Below are 21,180 nucleotides of genomic sequence, written 5' to 3'. Positions count from 1 at the left end.
TGCTTTCTTTCGTGTTAGCCATACGAGAGGCGTTGTGCTAAACTGGAATTGTATGTAAGAATATGTTATTTTCATCGTCTTAATAATTACAGTGTTGAACGGAGGTTATCATTTGAGGTTGAGGAGCCGCACTTCAATTATTGGGTTATTGGTAATGACTCTATTGGCCGGAGGGATATATTTCTCTGTTACCGGATTGCCTCATAAGAAAAGTCAGATTGCAAGTGAAGTGAGGGAATATCTGGTTCAGACAAGATTTTATCCGGCAGCAGATATTGAGGAGATCCGGGGATGCTACAGCTTCAAATCGGGCGACTACGAAGCAGAGGTGCGATTTACAGATGAGCCCAATGTGAATTATACGTATGCCAAAGTGAAAGGGGACTTCAGACTTGTCGGAACTTCCAGCCTCCACGGGAATCATATGGATGAAACATTCTATTGAATGTACTTTTCTGCTTTTCCAATAAGAGGTAATGTGCATACACTGTCGAATAACACATACATATACAAATGGATTCACTTTGTGTACGCAGCTGAAATGTTGTAAACGCTCACAATAGACGCAGGAGGCGAATGGAAGATGGACGGAAGCAAGTCGTTGATCTATCAGATTCTCAAGACGATTGAAGAGGGCAAAGAACCGGTGCTGGAGAACCTGGAGGGTATAACAATCGGGGGATACCATAGTGCGCTGGAGCAGATTGTGGAGAATAAGCTGGCTAATAATATCAGTTTCTCCCTAAGCGGCAAAGGGAAAAAAGCAGTCCGCGTCGCGAATACGAGCGGCTCCAAATTGACCGCGCAAGGCGTTAATTATATTCATATTCAGGACAGCCGGAGCTACTAGTGCATGACGGTAGGAGCCTGCTATCTTCGGCTTAAATTTGTTATCCCCTGGCAGCTCCTTGTTGATTGCACAGGAATTAATGCGGTTAATAAAGGGCATGCATGAACTCAGGGGATAAGAAGTATGAGAGGAGGAGCGGCTCCATGGAAGATGAGCGCAAACATAACATCCACATCACTCCGGGGGAAGACGGAGGCTGGGATATTCAGGGGAGCGGAGGCAGGAAGCTCAGCCATCACCGCACCAAGGAGGAAGCTGGACACGCCGGTAGAGCAGAGGCGAAGAAGGCTCATACCGAGCTGAAGATTCACAACAAGGATGGCAGAATCTCCGAATCGGTCAGCTATGGCAATGATCCTTTCCCTCCAAAGGGCTGACCACAGACAAGCTAAATAAACAATGACACCCGCAGACTGGAGATGGGTTATCTCCGGCTGCGGGTGTTTTGCTGCGCTTAAGGTGTTTCATGACAAGCAGGAATGAGCTTGAAATCCAACAGTGATGAGGACTGAATTCATGAAGCAATCCTAGTTTAATCGCCCGTCTCCACGATCCACACCTCAGGCAGATTGCGGAACTGCTCGGCGTAATCCAGACCATAGCCGACGACGAATTCGTCTGGGATGTCGATGCCGCTGTATTCAATGGGGACATCGACCAGGCGGCGTGAAGGTTTGCTGAGGATGGTACAGATGCGGACGCTTGCCGCTTCGCGCAGGGCGAACAGCTGCCTCAGATGCTGCAGAGTCAGGCCGGTGTCGATCAGATCTTCGACGAGCAGTACATGCTTGCCGCGGATATCGGTATCGATATCCTTCTTGATCGTGATCACTCCCGAGGAAGTGGAGCTTGCCCCGTAGCTGGATACCGACATATAATCGATGCCGACGGGGACGGTGATCTCGCGCATCAGGTCGGACATGAATACGGCGCCGCCCTTGAGAATGCCGATAAGCACCAGCTCCCGGCCTTCATAGTCACGCGATATTTCAGCGCCCAGTTCTCTGACTCTTTGCTGCAGCTGGTCCTTGCTTACCAGAATCTTGGTGATTTGTGTCATGATTGACGCTCCTTATGAATCGGAATTGGATCAGGATGATCTGTCCTTTTCCTTCAGCATAACATCATGTGCGCCTCCTTCAAAGATGGTTGTGGAGGAAACCAGTGTAATCTTTGCTTTCTGCTGCAGGTCAGGGATGGTCAGCGAGCCGCAGTTGCACATGGTTGATTTGATTTTGCTGATGCTGAGATCCAGATTGTCCTTGAGCCGGCCGGCATAGGGAATGAAGGAATCCACGCCTTCCTCGAACTCCAGCTTGCTCTCCTTGTCGGCATTGCCGAAGTCATAACGCTGCCAGTTGCGGGCACGGCTCGAGCCTTCACCCCAGTATTCCTTCACGAAGTTCCCGCCGACCAGCAGCTTGCGTCCGGGGCTTTCATCGAATCTGGCAAAATAGCGGCCCAGCATTACGAAGTCAGCGCCCATTGCCAAGGCCAGCACAATGTGGTAATCATGGACAATCCCGCCGTCCGAACAGATTGGAACATAGATGCCGGTCTGCTCATAATATTCCTGGCGGGCAGCCGCTACTTCGATAACGGAAGAGGCCTGGCCGCGGCCGATGCCTTTCTGCTCCCGGGTAATGCAGATGGAGCCGCCGCCGATGCCGACTTTGATGAAATCCGCCCCGGCTTCCACGAGGTACAGGAAACCTTCCTTGTCGACCACATTGCCTGCGCCAACCTTCACATTGTCCCCGAAAGTATCCTTAATATAATGGATGGTTTCGGCCTGCCATTCGGAATAACCGTCAGAGGAATCAATGCACAGGACATCTGCGCCTGCTTCCACCAGCGCCGGTACGCGCTCCTTGTAATCCCGGGAGTTGATGCCCGCGCCGACAATGAGCTGTTTGTTGTCATCATGCAGCTCCAGCGGATACTCCTGATGGCTGTCGTAATCCTTGCGGAACACAAGATGGACAAGATGGCCGCTGGCATTAACAATCGGCAGGCAATTCAGCTTATGGTCCCAGATCATATCATTGGCTTCGGTTAGTGTGATGCCTTCTTCAGCATAGATTAATGAAGATAACGGCGTCATGAATTCCGTAATCGGGCAATCCGGCGGTAGCCGGTTCTCCCGGTAGTCGCGGCTGGTGACGATGCCCATCAGCTTGCCGGTCGGTTCCCCGTTATCCGTAATGGCTATGGTTGAGTGACCGCTGCGTGCTTTTAGCGCTAATACATCCTGAAGGGTATCCTCCGGCCGCAGATTGGAATCGCTGAGGACGAAGCCTGCTTTGAACTTCTTGACCCGGCGGACCATCTCGACCTGCTGTTCAATAGACTGGGAACCATAGATGAAGGAGATACCGCCGCTTTTGGCCAGGGCAATCGCCATGTTATGATCGGATACGGCCTGCATTACGGCTGACGTAACGGGCAGATTCATGGTCAGCGCAGGCGTTTCGCCCTTGCGGAACTTGGTTACAGGCGTCCGGAGATCGACATTTCCCGGTATGCATTCTTTGGTTGTCAGACTGGGCACCAGCAGGAACTCACTGAAGGTTCTTGAAGGCTGCTCATAATAATAAGCCATGGCTTGTCACTCCCCTGCTAAAGTTTCATTAATTCTGCGATTGTAGATTTATACACTTCATACCTTGGATAGAAACCGTACCGGCACCCCGATGTCCGTTTCCAGCTGCTTGTAGTGTTCCCCTTTGGCCAGAATCGCCTGCACCCCGACAAGCTCAATACCCATAACGGACATTTGGTCCGCGATGCAGCGGATGGTAGCGCCTGAACTAATTACATCATCCAGCAGCAGCACCCGGTCACCGGAAGTGAAACCGTCAAAATATATATAATTCTCGTTATACGCCGTCTCGCGCTTGATGCTGACCTCATAATTCTCATACAGCTCTGTACTGAGCCGCAGAATGTTCATCGGCTTCATCAGTTTGTAGGCCGCCAGCATGCCCCAGGTATGTCCGCCGGGTTCAGGCGAAACAATGTAGTCGAAATCCGGGAATTGTTCCGTGATCGCTTCAGCCAGACTATCGGTAATTTCACTGATCAGCTCAGGGGCAATGTAAGTTCCGCGTTCTCCGAAAGGGTACAGCTTGAAGTCATAGGCGATGTCTTTATTTTTGTAAATCCTCACATTCTTGGCTTGGCTGATCGATTCACTTAACCGTGCGTAGGATGCACTCATTGCCCTCACTCCTTCTATTATAGATACCAAAAACCCCAGGACCAAGAGGCGCAGGACAAGACAGGTACGTCAGGAGGAGAGTCCGGCATAGCCGTGTTTCCTTCACTGGTTTCTTCAGTGTCTTGTCTGGCCTCTTGTAGCCTGGGGCAATTTACGGTTGCCTGTAGATACGCTCATACCAAATTAACGAGCTTATACAAGAGATATTTAGTTGAATACCTGACATATTTCTGACTTAAAAATACGTTCATAGGTTAAAACAGGTTCTTGCGTTATATAATATTACTCGTATCATTTGTTATATGCTATCATCCGCAATAAAGTGTGTCAATAATTCATTTATGTGTTATATAATATGACATTTCATAAGAACGCTCGAAGTGTTTTTTTGGACAGTCTGTTTGGTGCCGGGCTCTCTTCAGATTAATAATCAATATAAGCAAGTAAAAGATTCATAAATAAACTCTAAATAACCCATTCTAAAGCATGGTGCTTTCGCGGATTTTTATTTATAATAATTATTATCTGCAATTCATAAATAGTTCAAAGGTTTTGTAAAAAGCCGTATTTTGATGTGATATACTTAACACAGCGATTTGAGATCTTGTGAATTTGATACTAATTTCAGCTTATAAGCTGTAACAGTGCCTACACCAATGAATAGAGATTAGGATGGTGAACAAGCGATGCATATTGTCGTCGTTGGCCTGAATTACCGTACGGCTCCCGTAGAGGTGAGAGAACAGTTCGCTTTTGCCGAGAAGGATCTGCCTGCTGCGCTTCATCAGCTGATGCAGACGAAGAGCGTTCTGGAAGGGGTCGTAGTCGCCACCTGTAACCGGACGGAAATTTATGTGGTCGTGGACCGCCTTCATATGTGCGGATATTTCATCCGCAGCTACATGGAGCAGTGGTTCGGTGTAAAAAGTGATGTATTTGCGCAGCATATGTATATATATGAAGACGAGCAGGCGATTGCCCACCTGCTGCGTGTAACCTGCGGCCTGGATTCCATGGTGATCGGCGAGACGCAGATCCTGGGACAGGTGCGCAGTGCTTTTTTGACTGCCCAGGCGGAGGGTGTAACCGGAACGTGGTTCAACCGGCTGTTCAAGCAGGCGGTGACGCTCGGCAAACGTGCGCATAGCGAGACTTCCATCGGCGAAAGTGCGGTTTCGGTCAGTTATGCAGCGGTGGAGCTGGGCAAACGGATCTTCGGGATGTTTACCGGTAAAAGAGTGCTCATTCTCGGTGCCGGCAAAATGAGCGAGCTGACGGTGAAGCATCTGTACAGCAGCGGCGCGGCTGAGGTTATTGTCGCCAACCGGACGTTGGCCCGGGCGGTGGAGCTGGCCGAGAAGTTCTCGGGCAAGCCGAGTACAATTGAGGAAGCGCTGAAGCGTCTGGATGAAGTGGATATTGTGATCAGCTCTACGGGAGCGGACGGTTATGTGCTGACGGCTGCCCAAGTGGCTGAAGGGATGAAGCGCCGGCCGTCACGGCCGCTGTTCATGATCGACATTGCCGTGCCCCGCGATATTGACCCTGCTGCGGCAAGTGTGCCGGATGTCTTCCTCTATGATATAGATGATCTGGAAGGCATTGTGGAGAGCAATCTGGAAATGCGCCGCAGTGAGGCGGCCAAGATAGAAGTGATGATCAGCGAGGAAATGGATGAATTCCAGCTGTGGCTGAAGACGCTCGGTGTCAGACCGGTGATCCGTGCGCTGCAGGACAAGTCAAACGGGATTTATGAAGAAACGATGGACAGTCTGTTCAACAAGCTGCCTGAACTGGATGATCATCAGCGCAAGGTCATCCGCCGCTTGACCAAAAGTATTGTAAACCAGATGATGCATGATCCGATTAATGTCATCAAGGAGTTGTCCGGCGGGAAGCAGGGGAATGAAGCTCTGGAGTATTTCACCCAGATTTTTGCACTGCAGGAGCAGCTGGATCCGGGTCCGGGAGGCGATGGTGCTGCACCGGCTAAGGAGACGCCTGCTGAAATATCCTCCGGCGGAAAGTTCGCGGTGCCGGGGACGGTGTTTGCCCCGGCCGGCCTGCTGGGCGGGTGAGCGACATGCAACTGCTGAACGGAATATATGATGCCGCTCTGCTGCTATATGCCCTGAGCCTGCTGTTTGTTTTCTCGGATTGCCTTCGGCGTAATCCGGGCGGGAAGCGGCTGGGCACAGGGCTTCTTGCTGTTGTGGGCCTGCTTCAGCTTGCAGGGCTGGCGATCCGCTTCTCCCAGGAGGGCGGGCTGCCGATCTTCACGCCGTATGACTTTCTGTTCTGGTTCTCCTTCAGCATGGTGGTGATCTCGCTTGCGGTAGCTTACACGCGCGGCGGCGAGTTTACGATTCTGCTGCTCAGCATGGCAGGGTTCAGCGTGTTTCTGCTGAACCGGGTATGGCTGACCGCAGAGGACCATACGCTGCAGAGCTGGAGTGCAGTGCACGGCTGGCTGGCGATGCATGTGATTTTGGCTAATTTGAGCTTTGCCGCACTGACACTGGGGACCGTATTTGCGATAATGTATTTGTTTCTGCATACGAAGCTTAAGAACAAGAAATGGGATGACCGTGTCCGCAGGCTGCCAAGCCTGGAGACGATGGACAAATATTCATATACCGCCATCCTTGCCGGTGTGCCGCTGCTGCTGGCCTCGCTGATTCTGGCTGGCTTGTCGATTATCGCGGAAGGGCGGACGCCGCTGTTTCAGGATCTGAAGGTGCTGACTACGCTTATCGGCCTCGGAGTCTACATACTCTATATAGTACTGAAGGTTTCCGGCCGCAGAAGCGGCACTGCGATGGCACGCTGGGCCATCACCGGCTATGGTTTTATCATTCTTAATTTCCTGCTCAATTCTTGGTCTGAGTTCCATGGCTGGGGCGGGGAGTGAGGGGATGTCAAGATTCATGCTGGGGTGATGAAGCGCGGGAATTGGGCTAGGGCTGGAGTGTGAAGGTGGATGGTGTGCTGGAAGTGCGAAGGCGGATCATGTGCCGGAATTGCGAAGGCGGATTGCGTGCCGGAATTGCGAAGGCGGATCGTGTGCTGGAAGTACGAAGGTGGATCGTGTGCCGGAAGTGCGAAGGCGGATAGTGTGCTGGATTACGGTATGCCCGATGAGAAGTGTTTATATTGTGCTCAAGAGCACAGGTGGATTAGAAGCAAGGCGTTATGCTGGAATGTATAGGCGGGTAAGAAGAGGGGAATTGTGCGGCGTGCTGATGCAGATAATTAATGGGGCAGGCGAAATGTCCTGTGTGCTGATGCAGCTAATGAGGCAGGCGAAATGTGAGGGAGTGCTGAGACGGATAAAGATAAGCTGTTCATTGTACACTTGAGTGCTGCAGATGCGGTAGTGTTACTGAGGAAGAGTTCTAAATTTAGCGGGCTAGATTATTATGATTTTGGAGTATGGATATCTTGGTTGCTGGAGTGAGGCGGGATGAGCAAATATTTGCCCATTATGCTGGATGTTCAGGGCAGGCGGGTGGTAATAATCGGCGGCGGAGCTGTGGCTGAACGTAAAGCGGCTCCGCTGCTGGAGGCAGGAGCGGAGCTTGTGATTGTCAGTCCTGCGCTTAGCGGGACGCTGTCCGCAGTGGCTGCGGAGGGGCGGCTGAAATGGATCAGCCGCATCTATGCTCCCGGTGATCTTCAGGGAGCTATCCTGGTCTATGCCGCCAGCAGCGACAGGGCGGTGAATGAAGCTGTTGCCGGGGAGGCACGGATGCTGGGCCTGCCGGTTAATGTAGCCAGCCATGCAGAGGCGGGCAGCTTCATCACGCCCGGCATCCTCCGGCGGGGGCGCTTGACGGTTGCGGTCTCGACCTCTGGGGCGGGGCCGTCCGCTGCCGCGGAGATTACGTCGCAGATCGCCGGGCTGCTGGGCGGGGAATACGAGCCTTATTTGGATTTCCTGCATGAGCTGCGCACCGAAATCAAGCGGCTGGAGCCATCACCTGAGGTTCGCGCACGGCTGCTGCGGAAGCTGGGGAAGCTGGATGTGTTGAATGAGATGAGACAGGGCACCTTTATACCATGGACATCAGAGGTTATCGAATCCTGGATTGCGTGTAACCGGGGGGAGTAGGCGGAATGATCGGGTGGAGTCGGCCATCGGGAGATGTTGATGGAATGAGTGGATGGAGCAGGTCATCGGGAGGCGTAGATGGAATGAGTGGATGGAGCAAGCATCAAGTATAACTGCTGCAATTGCGGAGTAAGTTTGCATCTGCTCTGGCTGCTTCAAAACTAATCCATCAATCATTGAGACTGCTTCAAAACTATGTCTGTAAAGACAAAGGCGGCGGCAGAAATTGACTCAAGTTGCCGATTAAATCGTGCAGCTGAAGCTGTTCCAAACGAAATGGTGGGTTGATGCTTGACGGCCTGCCTATTGAATAGACGATTGAATGGACGAACGATTGAATGGTCGTATAGTCGAATAATTCATTAGACTAATGGATAAATAAGTGGACTAATTGGATGTGTTTATGACGCTGAACTGGGCGGATTCGCGGGTATGTGGCTGGAATGACCAAAGCTGACTGTTGTGCGGTAAATTAAAGGGATAAATCCCTTATATTCCGGCTAAATCGGCCGGAATGAGCAAAATAAAGGGATAAATCCCTTTGATTCCAACGAAATCGGCCAAAATGAACAAATTAGAGGGATAAATCCCTTTGGTTTCAGCAAAAGCGGCGCGAATGAGCAAATGAGGGGCAAAAGTGCCCCTGATTCCAGCAATAGTGGCGCGAATGAGCAAATGAAGGGCAAAAGTGCCCCTGATTCCAGCAAATGTGGCGCGAATGAGCAAATGAAGGGCAAAAGTGCCCCTGATTCCAGCAAATGTGGCGCGAATGAGCGAATGAAGGGCAAAAGTGCCCCTGATTCCAGCAACAGTGGCGCGAATGAGCAAATGAAGGGCAAAAGTGCTCTTGATTCCAGCAAAATTGGCGTGGATGAGCAAATGAGAGGTATCGTGCAGGAAACAGGGCGGGTGCAGGTAACTTGAAAGGGGGAATGGTTCATGCGGAAGATTATTGTGGGCAGCAGACAGAGTGCGCTGGCGCTGACGCAGACAGGACATGTGATTGCCGATCTGGAGCGGCTTAGCGGGGAGCATGGCTTTGATTTTACTTTTGAGGTGCATAAGATTGTTACCAAAGGCGACCGGATTCTTGATGTTACCCTGTCCAAGGTGGGCGGTAAGGGTCTTTTTGTGAAGGAAATTGAGCAGGCCATGCTGGCCAAAGAAATCGATATGGCAGTACATAGTATGAAGGATATGCCTTCCGAATTGCCGGAAGGCTTGATTAACGGTGCAGTGCCGAAGCGTGTCGATCCACGTGACTGCCTGATCTCAAGCAGCGGAGCTGGCCTTGAGGATCTGCCGCAGGGCGCGCGCGTAGGCACAAGCAGCCTGCGGCGCTCCAGCCAGCTGGCCGCGCTCCGGCCAGATCTGGTAATTGAGCCGGTACGCGGCAATATTGACTCGCGGCTGCGGAAGCTGGAGAACGGCGAATACGACGCGATCCTGCTGGCAGCGGCGGGCTTGTCGCGGATGGGCTGGCAGGACAGAGTAACGGCCTATCTGCCGCCGGAAATCTGCCTGCCCGCTGTGGGCCAGGGAGCTCTCGGCATCGAATGCCGTGAGGACGATGAGGAACTGCGCAAGCTGCTCGCGCTCTACAATGATGAGCGCACCGCTCTTACGGTGACGGCGGAGCGCACATTCCTCGGCGCCCTGAACGGCGGCTGTCAGGTGCCGATCGGCGCCTACGCTGTGCTGGAGACGGAGCAGGCCGGGACAACGGGAACAACCGGGACTATTCATTCCGGCGGGACTTCTGGAGAAGGCGGCCCGTCAATCACTTTAACCGGAATGGTGGGAACACCGGACGGATCGGTAATCCTTAAAGAAACCTGTACCGGGAAGGATCCGGTGCAGCTCGGTGCGGAGGTTGCACGCAAGCTGATTGCCAGGGGCGCAGAGAAGATTTTGGCGGATGTAAAGGGACAGGATGTTCAGGGATAAGGTGATAAGGGGATGACGGAGATGGCGGGGAAAGTTTATCTTGTAGGTGCAGGTCCCGGGGATGCGAAGCTGATTACGGTTAAAGGTCTGGAGTGTATCCAGAAGGCAGATGTGCTGGTCTATGACCGGCTGGCGAGTCCAAGGCTGTTGAAGTGGATGAAGCCGGGCGGGGAGAAAATATACGTAGGCAAGCTGCCGGACCGCCATACGATGAAGCAGGAGGACATTAATCAGCTGCTTGTCGATCTCGCTCTGGAGGGCAAAACGGTAGTGCGTCTGAAGGGCGGAGATCCGGTGATTTTTGGCCGGGTGGGTGAAGAAGCGGAGCTGCTGCGGCGCCATGGCATCTACTATGAGATTGTGCCGGGCATTACCTCGGCTATCAGCGTCCCGGCGTACGCCGGTATTCCGGTAACCTACCGGGAGGCTGCGTCTTCCCTGTCGATCATTACCGGACATGAGAGCCCGGATAAGCTGGATCATTCCATTCATTGGGATAAGGTGACGAATGCCACCGGAACCCTGGTGTTCCTGATGGGCGTCGCCAAAATCGGATATATCAGCGCCCAGCTGATGAAGTACGGGCGTCCGCCGGAAACGCCGGTGGCGCTGGTGCGCTGGGGGACACGTGCCGATCAGGAGACACTGACCGGCACGCTTGCCGACATTGAGGCGAAGGTCAAGGCGGCGGATTTCCAGCCGCCGGCCGTTATCGTTGTCGGCGATGTAGTGCTCCAGCGGGAGCACCTCATGTGGGTTGAGGCGATGCCGCTGTTCGGCAAGCGGATTGTGGTGACGCGGGCCCGCAGCCAGGCGAGCGAACTGGTAGACCGGATCGAGGAGCTTGGCGGCGAACCGTATGAGTTCCCCGTCATTGAGACAGTTATGCAGCGTGATGCGGACAAGCAGGCAGAGATTGCTTCAGCGCTTGGCCGGCTTCCAGAGTACGACTGGGTGTTCTTCACCAGTCCGAACGGCGTGGACTTCTTCATGCGCCATCTGGCGCAGTTGAAGACGGATCTTCGCGGTCTGCACCGCGCGCGGATATGTGCGGTGGGACCGGGTACGGCTGCGGCGCTTGCCGGGCGCGGGCTGATTGCCGAAGTGCTGCCTGGACGGTTCCAGGCAGAAGGGCTGATTGAAGCCTTCGGCGATCAGCTGCAGCCGGGGCAGAAGGTGCTGCTGCCGCGCGGCGATCTGGCGCGCGAGTGGCTGCCCGGCAAGCTGAAGGAGCTGGAGCTGGAAGTGACTGAAGTGGATACGTATGAGACTGTGGTTACTGGTGAAGATGATATTGAACTGGTGAAGCTGCTCGAAGAGAAACGGATTCATGCGGTCACCTTCACCAGCTCTTCTACGGTGCGCAACTTCATCTCTATCCTGAAACGGATGGGCCTGGAAGATCCGCTGACGCTGCTGGCGGGGGTCAAAATCGCCTGCATAGGTCCGGTAACCGAACAGACTGCTGTGGAGGCCGGGTTGACTCCGGGATTGCTCCCGGACGAAGCGACGATCGAAGGGCTAGTGCAGGAGCTCTGCCGCTGGAATGAAACAACTAGGCTCAGATAACCTGCGGCCTGGTTTCCGTTATTCCGCTAATGCAATCTGGGCTCTGAAAGTTTGAACACTGCATTTCAACTTTGCATTTTGTGATTTCATATTCGAATAATGCTTGAGACAGATAGATGTGTTTAATTACTTACTGTACAGGAGGAAACACCAATGAGCTTTCCAATTACTAGACACCGCCGCTTGCGCGGTACAGCCGGAATCCGCGGAATGGTGCGGGAGACCGTCCTGAACGTGCTGGACTTTATCCAGCCGATATTTGTAACCTACGGAACCGGCGTGAAGAATGAGATTGGCTCCATGCCCGGCGTGTATCACTTCTCGCTGGATACCCTGAAGGCGGAAGTGGATGAGATTGCCTCCCTGGGAATTCCGGCCGTATTGCTGTTCGGCATTCCCGAAACGAAGGACGCCATCGGCTCCTCCGGATTCGCTGAGGACGGCATTGTGCAGGAGGCTACCCGGCTGATTAAGCAGTGGTATCCCGGGCTGCTGGTTGTCGCCGACACCTGTCTGTGTGAATTCACCAACCACGGCCATTGCGGTATGGTACATACCCATACAGTTGACGGCGTAGTACATGGCGATGTGATCAACGATGCTTCACTGGAGCTGCTGACCCGCACGGCGGTATCCCAGGCCCGGGCCGGTGCGGATATTATCGCGCCTTCCAATATGATGGACGGGTTCGTGCAGGCAATCCGCAGCGGCCTTGACGAGAATGGTTTCGAGCATGTGCCGATTATGTCCTATTCGGTAAAATACGCATCCGCCTTCTACGGCCCCTTCCGTGAAGCAGCGGATTCTGCACCGCAATTCGGTAACCGCAAGACGTACCAGATGGACCCGGCCAATCTGCGGGAAGCGATCCGTGAGGCTGATTCAGATGTGCTGGAAGGCGCTGATATGCTGATGGTTAAGCCCGCGCTGGCTTATCTGGATGTCATCCGGACGATCCGCGACCAGTTCGATCTGCCGCTGGTGGCTTACAACGTGAGCGGTGAATATTCAATGGTAAAAGCGGCCGCACAGCAGGGCTGGATCGATGAGCAGGCAGTTGTCCTGGAAATGCTGACCGGCATGAAGCGCGCCGGAGCAGATATTATTATTACGTATTTCGCCAAGGATGCAGCCCGCTGGCTGCGCGGCTAGACTATATTCAGCTGTATAATTCAGCAGAGCAGGAGTGAAAAAGCATGGGCAATGTGCCGCTTACACGCAGGGAAGAGGCTTCCCGCACAGCTTTTGAAGAAGCGAAACAGTATATTCCGGGAGGGGTCAACAGCCCGGTCCGGGCGTTCAAATCCGTAGGATTGACCCCGGTTTATGTAGACAGAGGCGAAGGCTCACGTATCTACGATATAGACGGCAATAGCTTCATCGACTACGTCTGCTCTTGGGGACCGCTGATTATGGGCCATGCCCATCCGGAAGTGGTGAAGGCGCTGCAGGAGACTGCGGTTAAAGGGACGAGCTTCGGCGCACCCACACTGCTGGAGACCGAAATGGCCAAGACCGTCGTGGAACGTGTAGCATCGGTGGACATTGTGCGCATGGTGAATTCGGGGACGGAAGCTACGATGAGCGCCATCCGGCTGGCCCGCGGATATACCGGACGCAGCAAAATCCTCAAGTTCGAAGGCTCCTACCACGGCCACGCCGACAGCCTGCTGATCAAAGCCGGTTCCGGGGTAGCTACTTTGGGTCTGCCGGATAGCCCCGGTGTGCCGGAAGGCGTAGCCATCAACACCATTACGGTACCTTACAATGACCTAGAAGGGGTCAAAATCGCGTTCGAACGTTACGGCAATGAGATTGCCGCTGTGATTGTTGAGCCGATTGCCGGGAATATGGGCGTAGTGCCTCCGCTTCCGGGCTTCCTGGAGGGTCTGCGTAAGGTGACTACGGGGTATGGCGCGCTATTGATTTTTGATGAAGTGATGACCGGCTTCCGGGTGGACCGCGGCTGTGCGCAAGGGCTGTTCGGGCTGGACCCTGATCTGACCTGCTTTGGCAAGGTAATCGGTGGCGGTCTCCCGGTAGGTGCTTATGGCGGCAAAAGAGAGATTATGGAGCAAATCGCTCCGTCCGGTCCGATTTACCAGGCAGGTACGCTCAGCGGGAATCCGCTGGCCATGGCGGCTGGTTACAGCACGCTGAAGCTGCTGACACCTGAAGTGTATACCCGTCTGGAGGTGCTGAGTGCACGTCTGGAAGCGGGCCTTAAGCGTAACGCGCAGGAAACTGGCATCCCTCTCACGATTAACCGTGTTGGCTCTATGGTATGCCCGTTCTTCACTGAAGGGCCGGTATTCAATTTCGAGACAGCCAAGACCAGCAACCTGGATCTGTTCAAGCGCTATTTCGGCAAAATGCTCGATCAGGGCATCAGCGTTCCCCCATCCCAGTTTGAAGGCATGTTCGTATCCGCTGTGCACAGCGAGCAGGATATTGATGATACGATTGAGGGCCATTATAATGCCCTGAAGTCGTTATGACAGGCGGGCCGGAGGAGTTGTCCGGCACAAGTATCCCTGGTGGAGCGGATGCAGATACAGGGAATACTGGCGAGGTCATCAGGAACATCACCGGCGGCGGCAAATGGATCCGGCGCGGAGAGTGGCTTCAAGTCATGCCGGGTCGGGTGATTACGGCTGCGGCCGACAGGCAGGCAGCCATTGACGCCTGGCTGCTCGGCACAGCCGGTATGCCGGAGAAGCTGCATGCTAGACTGCGCCGCGAGGGCGGCATCCAGTGGAAGGGCGACCGGCTGATGTTATCCCTGTTCCCCTACCGGGAAGCGGGTATTGAGCCGGTATGGCAGGAGCTTGAAGTGCTGTACGAGGATGACTTCTGCCTCGTGGTCCATAAACCGGCCGGCATGGCGGTTCATCCGGATGGCAGCGGAGCAGGCGTAACGCTGGATCATATTGTCGCAGCGCATTATGCCGCTTCCGGCGGAGGAGTGGCCGTCCGCCATATCCACCGGCTGGACAAGGATACCACAGGACCTGTGCTCTATGCGAAGAACGAATACGCCCAGCTGGTGCTGGATGAGGATATGCGCGACAAAACCGTATCCCGCCTGTACGCGGCGATTGTGGAAGGCAGTGTGCCGCCTGAGCTTACCGTGATCGATGCCCCGATCGGCCGTGACCGCCATCATGCGGCCCGCCGGCGGGTCTCGCCCGGAGGACAGGCGGCGGTCACGCGAATCATCGGCCGGGAAGCGCTGCCTGGCGGAACTGTGCTGAAGGTGAAGCTGGAGACGGGCCGTACCCACCAGATCCGTGTCCACCTCAGCCATGCGGGCCATCCGCTGTACGGGGATGACCTATACGGCGGACCCGGCTGGCATACTGCCGGTATTCATGCGGGTGGCAGCAAGAAGGAGAACCTGCCGCTGCGTACAGAACCGGGTAAGGTGAAGTCTGCGATTACAGCCTGGTTCGAGCAGCAGGAGAAGGCGGGCATTACACCCGGATTGCAGGAGCCGGGCAAACTGGCAGGTCCCGGCAGGCCGGAGGTTAAGCCTGGCGTCAAGGCCAAGGCGAAGCCGGCGGGGGCAGACCGCCAGGCGCTGCATGGCGAGAAGCTTATTTTCGCCCAGCCCTGGACCCGAAGCCAGATCGAGGTGGCCGATCCATGGCCGGAGGATATGCGGCGTCTTCGTGAGCAATTAGGCGGGGAGCCGCTGAATTAGTATAACGCCTAGGAGTATGCAGTATGGCTTAATTGCACTTTGTACAACTAAATCGTCTGTTTTACAACCGGTTATCCGTTTAGTTGTATTTCGTGCAATTAAACTGCCGGTTATAGAAGGTTTTCACCGATTCAAGCGGATTTAGTTGTACAGAATACAGTTATAAGAGGCATGCATCTCTTTTCGCTGTTTTTAATTGCACATTATACAACTATTACTGAATTTCTATTTGAAAAGGAACATTATATAGCAGCTGATCTTCATCCGCGGGGCTATATAAATTAAGCAAAGCAGCGATTCTCCCATAGGAGAGGCGCTGCTTTTTTGACCTTCTGCAGAAAAGTTTGATAGAAGTGACAGAAACTGGCTGAACAGGGCCAACGCCGCTGTTTCTTCTCCAGCCCTTGCTGTTCAGTTACCCAAGCCTACCCGGCTGATAAAATTCCGGCGGAGCGCAGGGTCCCTCTGATACATTTCCGCGTTGCAGTTCGTCTTCCTGTAAAGGAGATGAGTCTTTGAGACGCAATCGCAGAGTAATCCTGGTGTCAGCAATGGGTATAGCGGTTATTGCCGCCGGAATAATAATGGCAGTGCAGTTGAACAGCAAATATGGCATTTTGAGTATAGCCGCCCAGTTCCAGAGCTTCAAGGTGACAGTAGACAACCAGTCCGACTTTGATTTGAGCCTCCTTGAGACAGGCGTGGTAACGAGTGCGGCTGCCGGTGCTTCTGCAGACGAGCTGGGCAAGCCTCTAAAAAGCGGAGAAACAATCAAAATCCGACCCCGGCTTAGCATAAGCGGTGAGGGGGGCATTTATCTGAAATATACAGATCCAAGAGAGCCGGAGGCAGCTCAAACCGTTGGAATATGCTCCTACACCGAATCTTTATCCGGATATTCAAAGGTCACGATAACGAATGATAAAGTGACTGTGAAAGAGAATTGCAGCTGATTTTGCCTGTTAAAAATACATATCCCAATTATTTGCAGTTTTCTAGTAACATTTGTAACAGACGGATATCCAATATATTGATAAATATAGTATGTAAGCGTTTCTCATAACATTAACTGGGGGAATCTTTGTGAAAAAAGTAACAAAACTAATGCTCGTAGCCGGTATCTCTTTGGCACTTGTAGGGGTAGGCAACAGCGGCGCCCTGAACAGTGTAACATCTGCAGCGAGCGCACCACTTAAGGTAGGCCGGGTGGAAGCGGCTGCCCATGGTACCAAATGCTTCACAGTAGCTGTTGCTGTAGTACAGAACGGCGTAATCGTTGCAGCTTCGCTGGATGATTATCAATTCCTGGGCACAGATGTAGCAACTGGCGTTCCTAACTCCGATAAGGATTTTGGTCTGAACGGCTACAAAGACCCTAACGTAGTTCTGGCTTCCAAGAAAGCTAACGCTAAATACTATAGCGAGCATATGGCTGAAGCAGCTGGTTCCACAGTTTCTTATGACAAGAACATTGCTGCTGTAGAGAAATTCGCTACAGGCAAAACAATCAAATCCCTTGAAATGACACTTAGCAAGAAGTCCGCAGAGCAAGTAGTTGACGCAGTGAGCGGCGCTACTCTGGTGGATACCTCTAACTATCTGAAAGCAATTTTGGACGCTGCTAAAGCTGCCAAATAATTGCCCTTTTAATATTTGTTTGCGGGACTCCTTCACGGCTGCGGCTGTGCAGGAGTCTTTTTTATGTTCTCTCTACAAGGATGGGCGAGTGGGACCCCTGCGATTATGGGTATAACAGTATTAAGGTGAAATACATCCTGTAACCGGAAATCATAACTGGGGGTTGGGCCATGAAATGGCAGGGCAGAAGAGGCAGTTCGAATGTAGAAGACCGCAGAGGAAGCAGAGGCGGAGGCGGCAAGCTTATTGGCGGCGGAATTAGCGGAATTATTATTGTGGTGATCGTTACGCTGCTGAGCGGCGGGAATATCGGTGACATTATGGGCAATCTGACTTCCACAGGCTCCAGCACCAGCTCTAACGCTCCATATGAGCAGACTGCACAGGAGAAGGAATTGTCGGAATTTGTGTCTGTCGTACTCGCAGATACCGAGGATGTCTGGTCCGAGGTATTCCAGGAGCAGGGAAAAACGTACCAGGATCCTACGCTGGTGCTCTATAGCGGCAGCGTGGACTCTGCCTGCGGAACCGCCAGTTCGGCAGTCGGGCCGTTCTATTGTCCCGGGGATGCCAAGCTGTATATCGATCTCAGCTTCTACGATGAGCTGCAGCAGCAATTCAATGCGCCGGGCGATTTCGCCATGGCTTATGTAATTGCCCACGAGGTAGGGCATCATGTGCAGACGCTGCTGGGCGCATCCGAGCAGCTGAACTCGCTGCGCCAGAGCCTCAGCGAGACTGAGTTCAACAAATATCAGGTCCGCTTTGAGCTGCAGGCCGATTATTATGCAGGGGTATGGGCGAAGCATGCCCAGGGTATGAATCTGCTGGAGGAAGGGGATCTGGAGGAGGCCTTAACCGCGGCGAGCGCGGTGGGTGACGACACGATCCAGAAGCGGGCACAGGGCTATGTGGTGCCCGACAGCTTCACGCACGGCACCTCCGAGCAGCGCAAACGCTGGTTCTACAAAGGGTTCAACTCCGGCACCATTGAAGGCGGAGATACCTTTAATGCTGCTGAGCTTTAGGGCCAAACTGAAGCGGCTGAGCGGTACCCGCAAAAGCTGTCAGCAAAGAGCCTTTCTTCCGATTACCGGGAGAAAGGCTCTTCTTGTTCTAATGCACAGCGCTCCCGTACCTGATCTTCACCGTTCTAAAGTCTGCCTACGGACGGAGATCATTGCGGTACGAGAGCCGGTTCCGGCCGAGTTTTTTGGATTCCAGCAGAAGCTGGTCGGCGTAGACATAGCCTTTTTCCATAGAAGTCTTCTGGCCCGGATCTGCCTTGTAATAGTACAGTCCGAAAGAGGCTGAATACGGCACGCTGATCACCTGGTCCTCGAATTCTGCGGTTACGCTATGTCCGTGAAGGCTGTCCAGGATGTCCTGAATCTGCGCCTGGCACTGTTCAAAGCTTCTGTTCCTGAGAAACAGGGTGAACTCTTCCCCGCCGCTGCGGAACAGGATGTCTTCTTCGTGCAGGAATTTCTTCAGCGTATCGGCAAAATGAATAATGACGCGGTCACCGACGGCGTGGTTGTAAGAGTCATTGATTTTTTTGAAACGGTCGATATCCGCCACTACAATGCCGATATATTCCCCGCTCTGGTTCAGCTCCTTCATCATCTTGTCCATGTGGGCCCGGTTATAGGTTCCTGTCAGGAAGTCCCGGTAAGCCATCTGCTCGAACTTATCGCGTTCATATTTGTGCTGGGCGCTTTGTGATTTGGAATAGAAGGAGAGGCTGACGATGTAATTGAGCAGGAAGAGGGCGATCAGCATTTCCCATTTCTCCATTTGCAGCAGGCGCAGGAGCAGCGCATTGGTCAAGGCTACCTTGCTGAAGTCAAGCAGGTTACGGCTCCGGAACAGCAGATGACGGGCTTCCTTGCGTGTCTTGATGTCTCCAGAAATCGCGAAGGTTATGATCAGGAAAGTGGAGGACAGCAATGTGGTTACGCAGACCACCAGGAGAAACAGGAGCCAGTATCCAAGCGGAAATCTCTCCGCAAAAGGGTGAAGCACTGTATACAGATAATACGCAGCCGAGCCGCCCAGTGTGAAGGACCCGATGTTGTAGAAGGTATCGAGAAATTCGCCGGGATCGGCGGTTTTTGTCTTCTTTTTATAGAAAAACACAATGAAGCGGTATACGGTTTCGAACAGAAAGGTGCCTAGCGGTCCGGCGAAAATTCCGAACGAAGAGGTATAGCTGATCGCATAATCTATCGTAGAATTCCCGCTCCGGGTCACGATGCGCAATTGAAAGTAGAAGCTGGAGAAGATCGTATAGAGCACCAGCGCTTTGATATATGTATCGTCCAGAGCTATAGCATGTTTGGGAATGAAGGCTATAGCAACGGAAGCGGCAAACAGGGAAAGGTCAAATACCCGTGCTTTAGACATGACAGAAGTTTTCCTTTCAGGATTTATACCGATTATAACCGAAAAGATGTTTTTTGATGATAAAGATATTTTTGATTTTTTTAGATGATTGAACCATACACCCATGTCCTATAACCGGCAGCGTTCATATAATACTTTGTTAATGTGGAGCCGTTTGCTCTCGTGCACGAGTGAATCTATAAGCCGGGGAGAGGAAATTATGAGAATATTGCTGGTTACCTACTGGGGCCTTACCAATATGGGCGGGATCTGGACGTATATGAGACAACTTGCCGATAAGCTGAGCGAGCAGGGACACTCCGTTACGCTGATGGGAAGCCATGTGGAGAACAACACCTTGTATTTACTGGGACAGAATGCTTCTTTTGATAAAAAAGCCTTCTATACCTTGCTGCTCCCGCACCTCGATATTACCTTATTCCCGCATCTGCATCTGGAGCATGGCATATTCAGCTTTGAGCTGGGACGTTATGTGTTCGAGGGTGGAGCTGCGGTTCTGGGGCTGGAGAATTACGATGTCATCCATGCCCAGGACCCTATAGCCTCGTACGCGCTGCGGCGGATCATGCGCCGGCCGGTCCCGCTGGTCTCAAGTGTCCACGGTGTGCTGTCCCGGGAAGCCTACTATGAATACAAAGGGCTTGAACCTGAGCTTACCCGTGAGGAGTACGAGAGCCGGCCGATCTGGCGATATTTCCGCCGGATCGAGGCGCTCGCTGCCCGGTCGGCCGACTTGATTATGGTCTCTTCGAATTGGATTGGACAGCTGACCCGGGAACTCGGCATAAGCAGGGAACGTATTCATACTTTGCCGTATGGAGTAAATCTGGAGCAGTATGCGGCCAGGGCGGCGAAGCCTTCACCGCTTAAGATCGGAGGCGGAACCAAGGTAATCATGTATGCAGGACGCCTGGAATATATCAAAGGAGTGCATGTGCTGATCGAGGCTCTTGGAATGCTGCAGAAGCGGCGGGCGGACTGGATCTGTGTAGTGGCCGGCATCGGCAGCCTGCGCGAGGAACTAAGGGAACAGGCGAGCGAGCTTGGGATTCTGGAGCATATCCGCTTTACAGGAAAGCTGGACAATATCCCGGCAGCACTAAGTGAGGCTGATATTTATGTGCAGCCTTCCCTGCAGGATACACAGCCGTTCTCGGTTACAGAGGCTCAGCTTGCCGGTATAGCCCCGATAGTCGCCGGCACTTCAGGTATGCCGGAGATGGTCCGTCACGGCGAGACCGGCTGGATCGTTCCTCCCGGCGATGCCGCCCAGCTGGCCCGGCTGCTGGAGCAGCTGCTGGGTAATGAGGAGCTGAGAGTACGCACCGGCTTCCAGGCAAGGGAGTGGGCGCAGCGCAGCCGTTCGCTGGATGTCATGGCGGCCGGAACGCTGAATGTGTACCGTAAAGCCATAAATATGCGGGAGGGTGTACACAGTCCTGCAGCCAGTTCAGCCTTTGGGGCAGAGCCGGCAGCTGCCGCCATTCCCGGAGCCTTCCATCCAGCCGATGTGCTGAATGCGATGTATCCCGGCATTCCGCTTGCGGCGAGCATGCGGGCAAGGCTCCCGCAGGATTATTCCATTCCGGATTCCCTTACGGTGCTTGCCGATCCGAAATAAGCTCCTGTCCGCCAAAGTAGGCGGCAAAGTTGTCATGCCTTCCTGATTGAAGCATATACATGAGTGGAGTAACATTTTGGGCTTATGCTCTGGGCTTGTCTCAGGGATAGATTAT

Annotated in this window: 19 protein-coding genes, 1 pseudogene and 1 riboswitch; of the genes and pseudogenes, 15 read left to right on the top strand and 5 right to left on the bottom strand. The window is 53.3% G+C overall.

Features of this window, described 5'->3' with window-relative positions:
• Positions 1 to 154 precede the first annotated feature (154 nt).
• From PBOR_RS27585 to PBOR_RS27575, 3 genes are all read left to right on the top strand, one after another.
• Positions 155 to 445, top strand: a complete 291-nt coding sequence (locus PBOR_RS27585) for a DUF3139 domain-containing protein (protein ID WP_042217077.1) — start codon at positions 155 to 157, stop codon at positions 443 to 445.
• Between the two features lie 138 nt (positions 446 to 583).
• Complete coding sequence (locus PBOR_RS27580; RefSeq protein ID WP_042217076.1) at positions 584 to 850, top strand: hypothetical protein; 267 nt, start codon at positions 584 to 586, stop codon at positions 848 to 850.
• A 143-nt stretch (positions 851 to 993) separates the two neighbouring features.
• Entirely contained in the window at positions 994 to 1,227 is a 234-nt protein-coding gene (locus PBOR_RS27575) for a DUF2188 domain-containing protein (RefSeq protein ID WP_042217075.1), read from the top strand.
• Positions 1,228 to 1,382: 155 nt separating this feature from the next.
• Here PBOR_RS27575 and hpt read toward each other — a convergent pair whose 3' ends face one another.
• The 3 genes from hpt to PBOR_RS27560 are packed head-to-tail and all read right to left on the bottom strand — an operon-like array spanning position 1,383 to position 4,070.
• Positions 1,383 to 1,913, bottom strand: coding sequence for a hypoxanthine phosphoribosyltransferase (hpt, locus tag PBOR_RS27570; RefSeq protein ID WP_218918931.1), 531 nt, complete (start codon positions 1,911 to 1,913; stop codon positions 1,383 to 1,385).
• Between the two features lie 27 nt (positions 1,914 to 1,940).
• Positions 1,941 to 3,452 carry an IMP dehydrogenase gene (locus PBOR_RS27565; protein ID WP_042217073.1) on the bottom strand — a complete coding sequence of 504 codons (1,512 nt, stop codon included), beginning with the start codon at positions 3,450 to 3,452 and terminating at the stop codon, positions 1,941 to 1,943.
• A 57-nt stretch (positions 3,453 to 3,509) separates the two neighbouring features.
• Positions 3,510 to 4,070 (bottom strand): phosphoribosyltransferase, encoded by a 561-nt coding sequence (locus PBOR_RS27560; protein ID WP_042217072.1) that lies wholly within the window; start codon positions 4,068 to 4,070, stop codon positions 3,510 to 3,512.
• A 117-nt stretch (positions 4,071 to 4,187) separates the two neighbouring features.
• Positions 4,188 to 4,290, bottom strand: a riboswitch (purine riboswitch).
• 466 nt (positions 4,291 to 4,756) lie between these two features.
• Here PBOR_RS27560 and hemA point away from each other — a divergent pair.
• From hemA to PBOR_RS27545, 3 genes are all read left to right on the top strand, one after another.
• The gene (hemA, locus tag PBOR_RS27555; RefSeq protein ID WP_042217071.1) at positions 4,757 to 6,148 is read left to right on the top strand and encodes a glutamyl-tRNA reductase; all 1,392 of its coding nucleotides are present in this window, start codon (positions 4,757 to 4,759) and stop codon (positions 6,146 to 6,148) included.
• Positions 6,149 to 6,153: 5 nt separating this feature from the next.
• A complete protein-coding gene (ccsA, locus tag PBOR_RS27550) occupies positions 6,154 to 6,981 on the top strand; it encodes a cytochrome c biogenesis protein CcsA (RefSeq protein WP_042217070.1) in 828 nt (275 codons plus the stop codon).
• 552 nt (positions 6,982 to 7,533) lie between these two features.
• Positions 7,534 to 8,181 carry a precorrin-2 dehydrogenase/sirohydrochlorin ferrochelatase family protein gene (locus PBOR_RS27545; protein WP_042217069.1) on the top strand — a complete coding sequence of 216 codons (648 nt, stop codon included), beginning with the start codon at positions 7,534 to 7,536 and terminating at the stop codon, positions 8,179 to 8,181.
• 489 nt (positions 8,182 to 8,670) lie between these two features.
• Here the strand turns inward: PBOR_RS27545 and PBOR_RS37190 are convergent, their stop codons facing one another.
• Positions 8,671 to 9,060, bottom strand: coding sequence for a hypothetical protein (locus PBOR_RS37190; protein ID WP_157764143.1), 390 nt, complete (start codon positions 9,058 to 9,060; stop codon positions 8,671 to 8,673).
• Between the two features lie 60 nt (positions 9,061 to 9,120).
• Here PBOR_RS37190 and hemC point away from each other — a divergent pair, with 60 nt between their 5' ends.
• From hemC to ypfJ, 8 genes and pseudogenes are all read left to right on the top strand, one after another.
• Entirely contained in the window at positions 9,121 to 10,128 is a 1,008-nt protein-coding gene (gene hemC, locus PBOR_RS27530; protein ID WP_042217066.1) for a hydroxymethylbilane synthase, read from the top strand.
• A 21-nt stretch (positions 10,129 to 10,149) separates the two neighbouring features.
• Complete coding sequence (cobA, locus tag PBOR_RS27525; RefSeq protein ID WP_042219989.1) at positions 10,150 to 11,697, top strand: uroporphyrinogen-III C-methyltransferase; 1,548 nt, start codon at positions 10,150 to 10,152, stop codon at positions 11,695 to 11,697.
• Positions 11,698 to 11,850: 153 nt separating this feature from the next.
• On the top strand, positions 11,851 to 12,849 hold the full coding sequence (hemB, locus tag PBOR_RS27520; RefSeq protein ID WP_042217065.1) for a porphobilinogen synthase: 999 nt from the start codon (positions 11,851 to 11,853) through the stop codon (positions 12,847 to 12,849).
• A gap of 44 nt (positions 12,850 to 12,893) precedes the next feature.
• Positions 12,894 to 14,195 (top strand): glutamate-1-semialdehyde 2,1-aminomutase, encoded by a 1,302-nt coding sequence (gene hemL, locus PBOR_RS27515; RefSeq protein WP_042217064.1) that lies wholly within the window; start codon positions 12,894 to 12,896, stop codon positions 14,193 to 14,195.
• Positions 14,196 to 14,281: 86 nt separating this feature from the next.
• A pseudogene (locus PBOR_RS27510) lies at positions 14,282 to 15,043 on the top strand (RluA family pseudouridine synthase); the annotation flags it as partial.
• Between the two features lie 872 nt (positions 15,044 to 15,915).
• A complete protein-coding gene (locus tag PBOR_RS27505) occupies positions 15,916 to 16,353 on the top strand; it encodes a hypothetical protein (RefSeq protein ID WP_042217063.1) in 438 nt (145 codons plus the stop codon).
• Positions 16,354 to 16,483: 130 nt separating this feature from the next.
• A complete protein-coding gene (locus PBOR_RS27500) occupies positions 16,484 to 17,038 on the top strand; it encodes a hypothetical protein (RefSeq protein ID WP_042217062.1) in 555 nt (184 codons plus the stop codon).
• A gap of 170 nt (positions 17,039 to 17,208) precedes the next feature.
• Positions 17,209 to 18,066: a KPN_02809 family neutral zinc metallopeptidase gene (ypfJ, locus tag PBOR_RS27495; RefSeq protein WP_042217061.1), complete on the top strand. Its 858-nt coding sequence runs from the start codon at positions 17,209 to 17,211 to the stop codon at positions 18,064 to 18,066.
• Positions 18,067 to 18,202: 136 nt separating this feature from the next.
• Here ypfJ and PBOR_RS27490 read toward each other — a convergent pair whose 3' ends face one another.
• Positions 18,203 to 19,444: a GGDEF domain-containing protein gene (locus PBOR_RS27490; protein WP_042217060.1), complete on the bottom strand. Its 1,242-nt coding sequence runs from the start codon at positions 19,442 to 19,444 to the stop codon at positions 18,203 to 18,205.
• Positions 19,445 to 19,643: 199 nt separating this feature from the next.
• Between PBOR_RS27490 and PBOR_RS27485 the strand changes: the two genes are divergently transcribed.
• The gene (locus tag PBOR_RS27485) at positions 19,644 to 21,065 is read left to right on the top strand and encodes a glycosyltransferase family 4 protein (protein WP_052429657.1); all 1,422 of its coding nucleotides are present in this window, start codon (positions 19,644 to 19,646) and stop codon (positions 21,063 to 21,065) included.
• Positions 21,066 to 21,180 lie beyond the last annotated feature (115 nt).

It is taken from the genome of Paenibacillus borealis, from assembly GCF_000758665.1.
In the GTDB taxonomy this organism is placed as follows: domain Bacteria; phylum Bacillota; class Bacilli; order Paenibacillales; family Paenibacillaceae; genus Paenibacillus_AQ; species Paenibacillus_AQ borealis.
The sequence above is the reverse complement of the archived record's forward strand: the minus strand, read 5'-3'. Positions and strand labels throughout refer to the sequence as shown.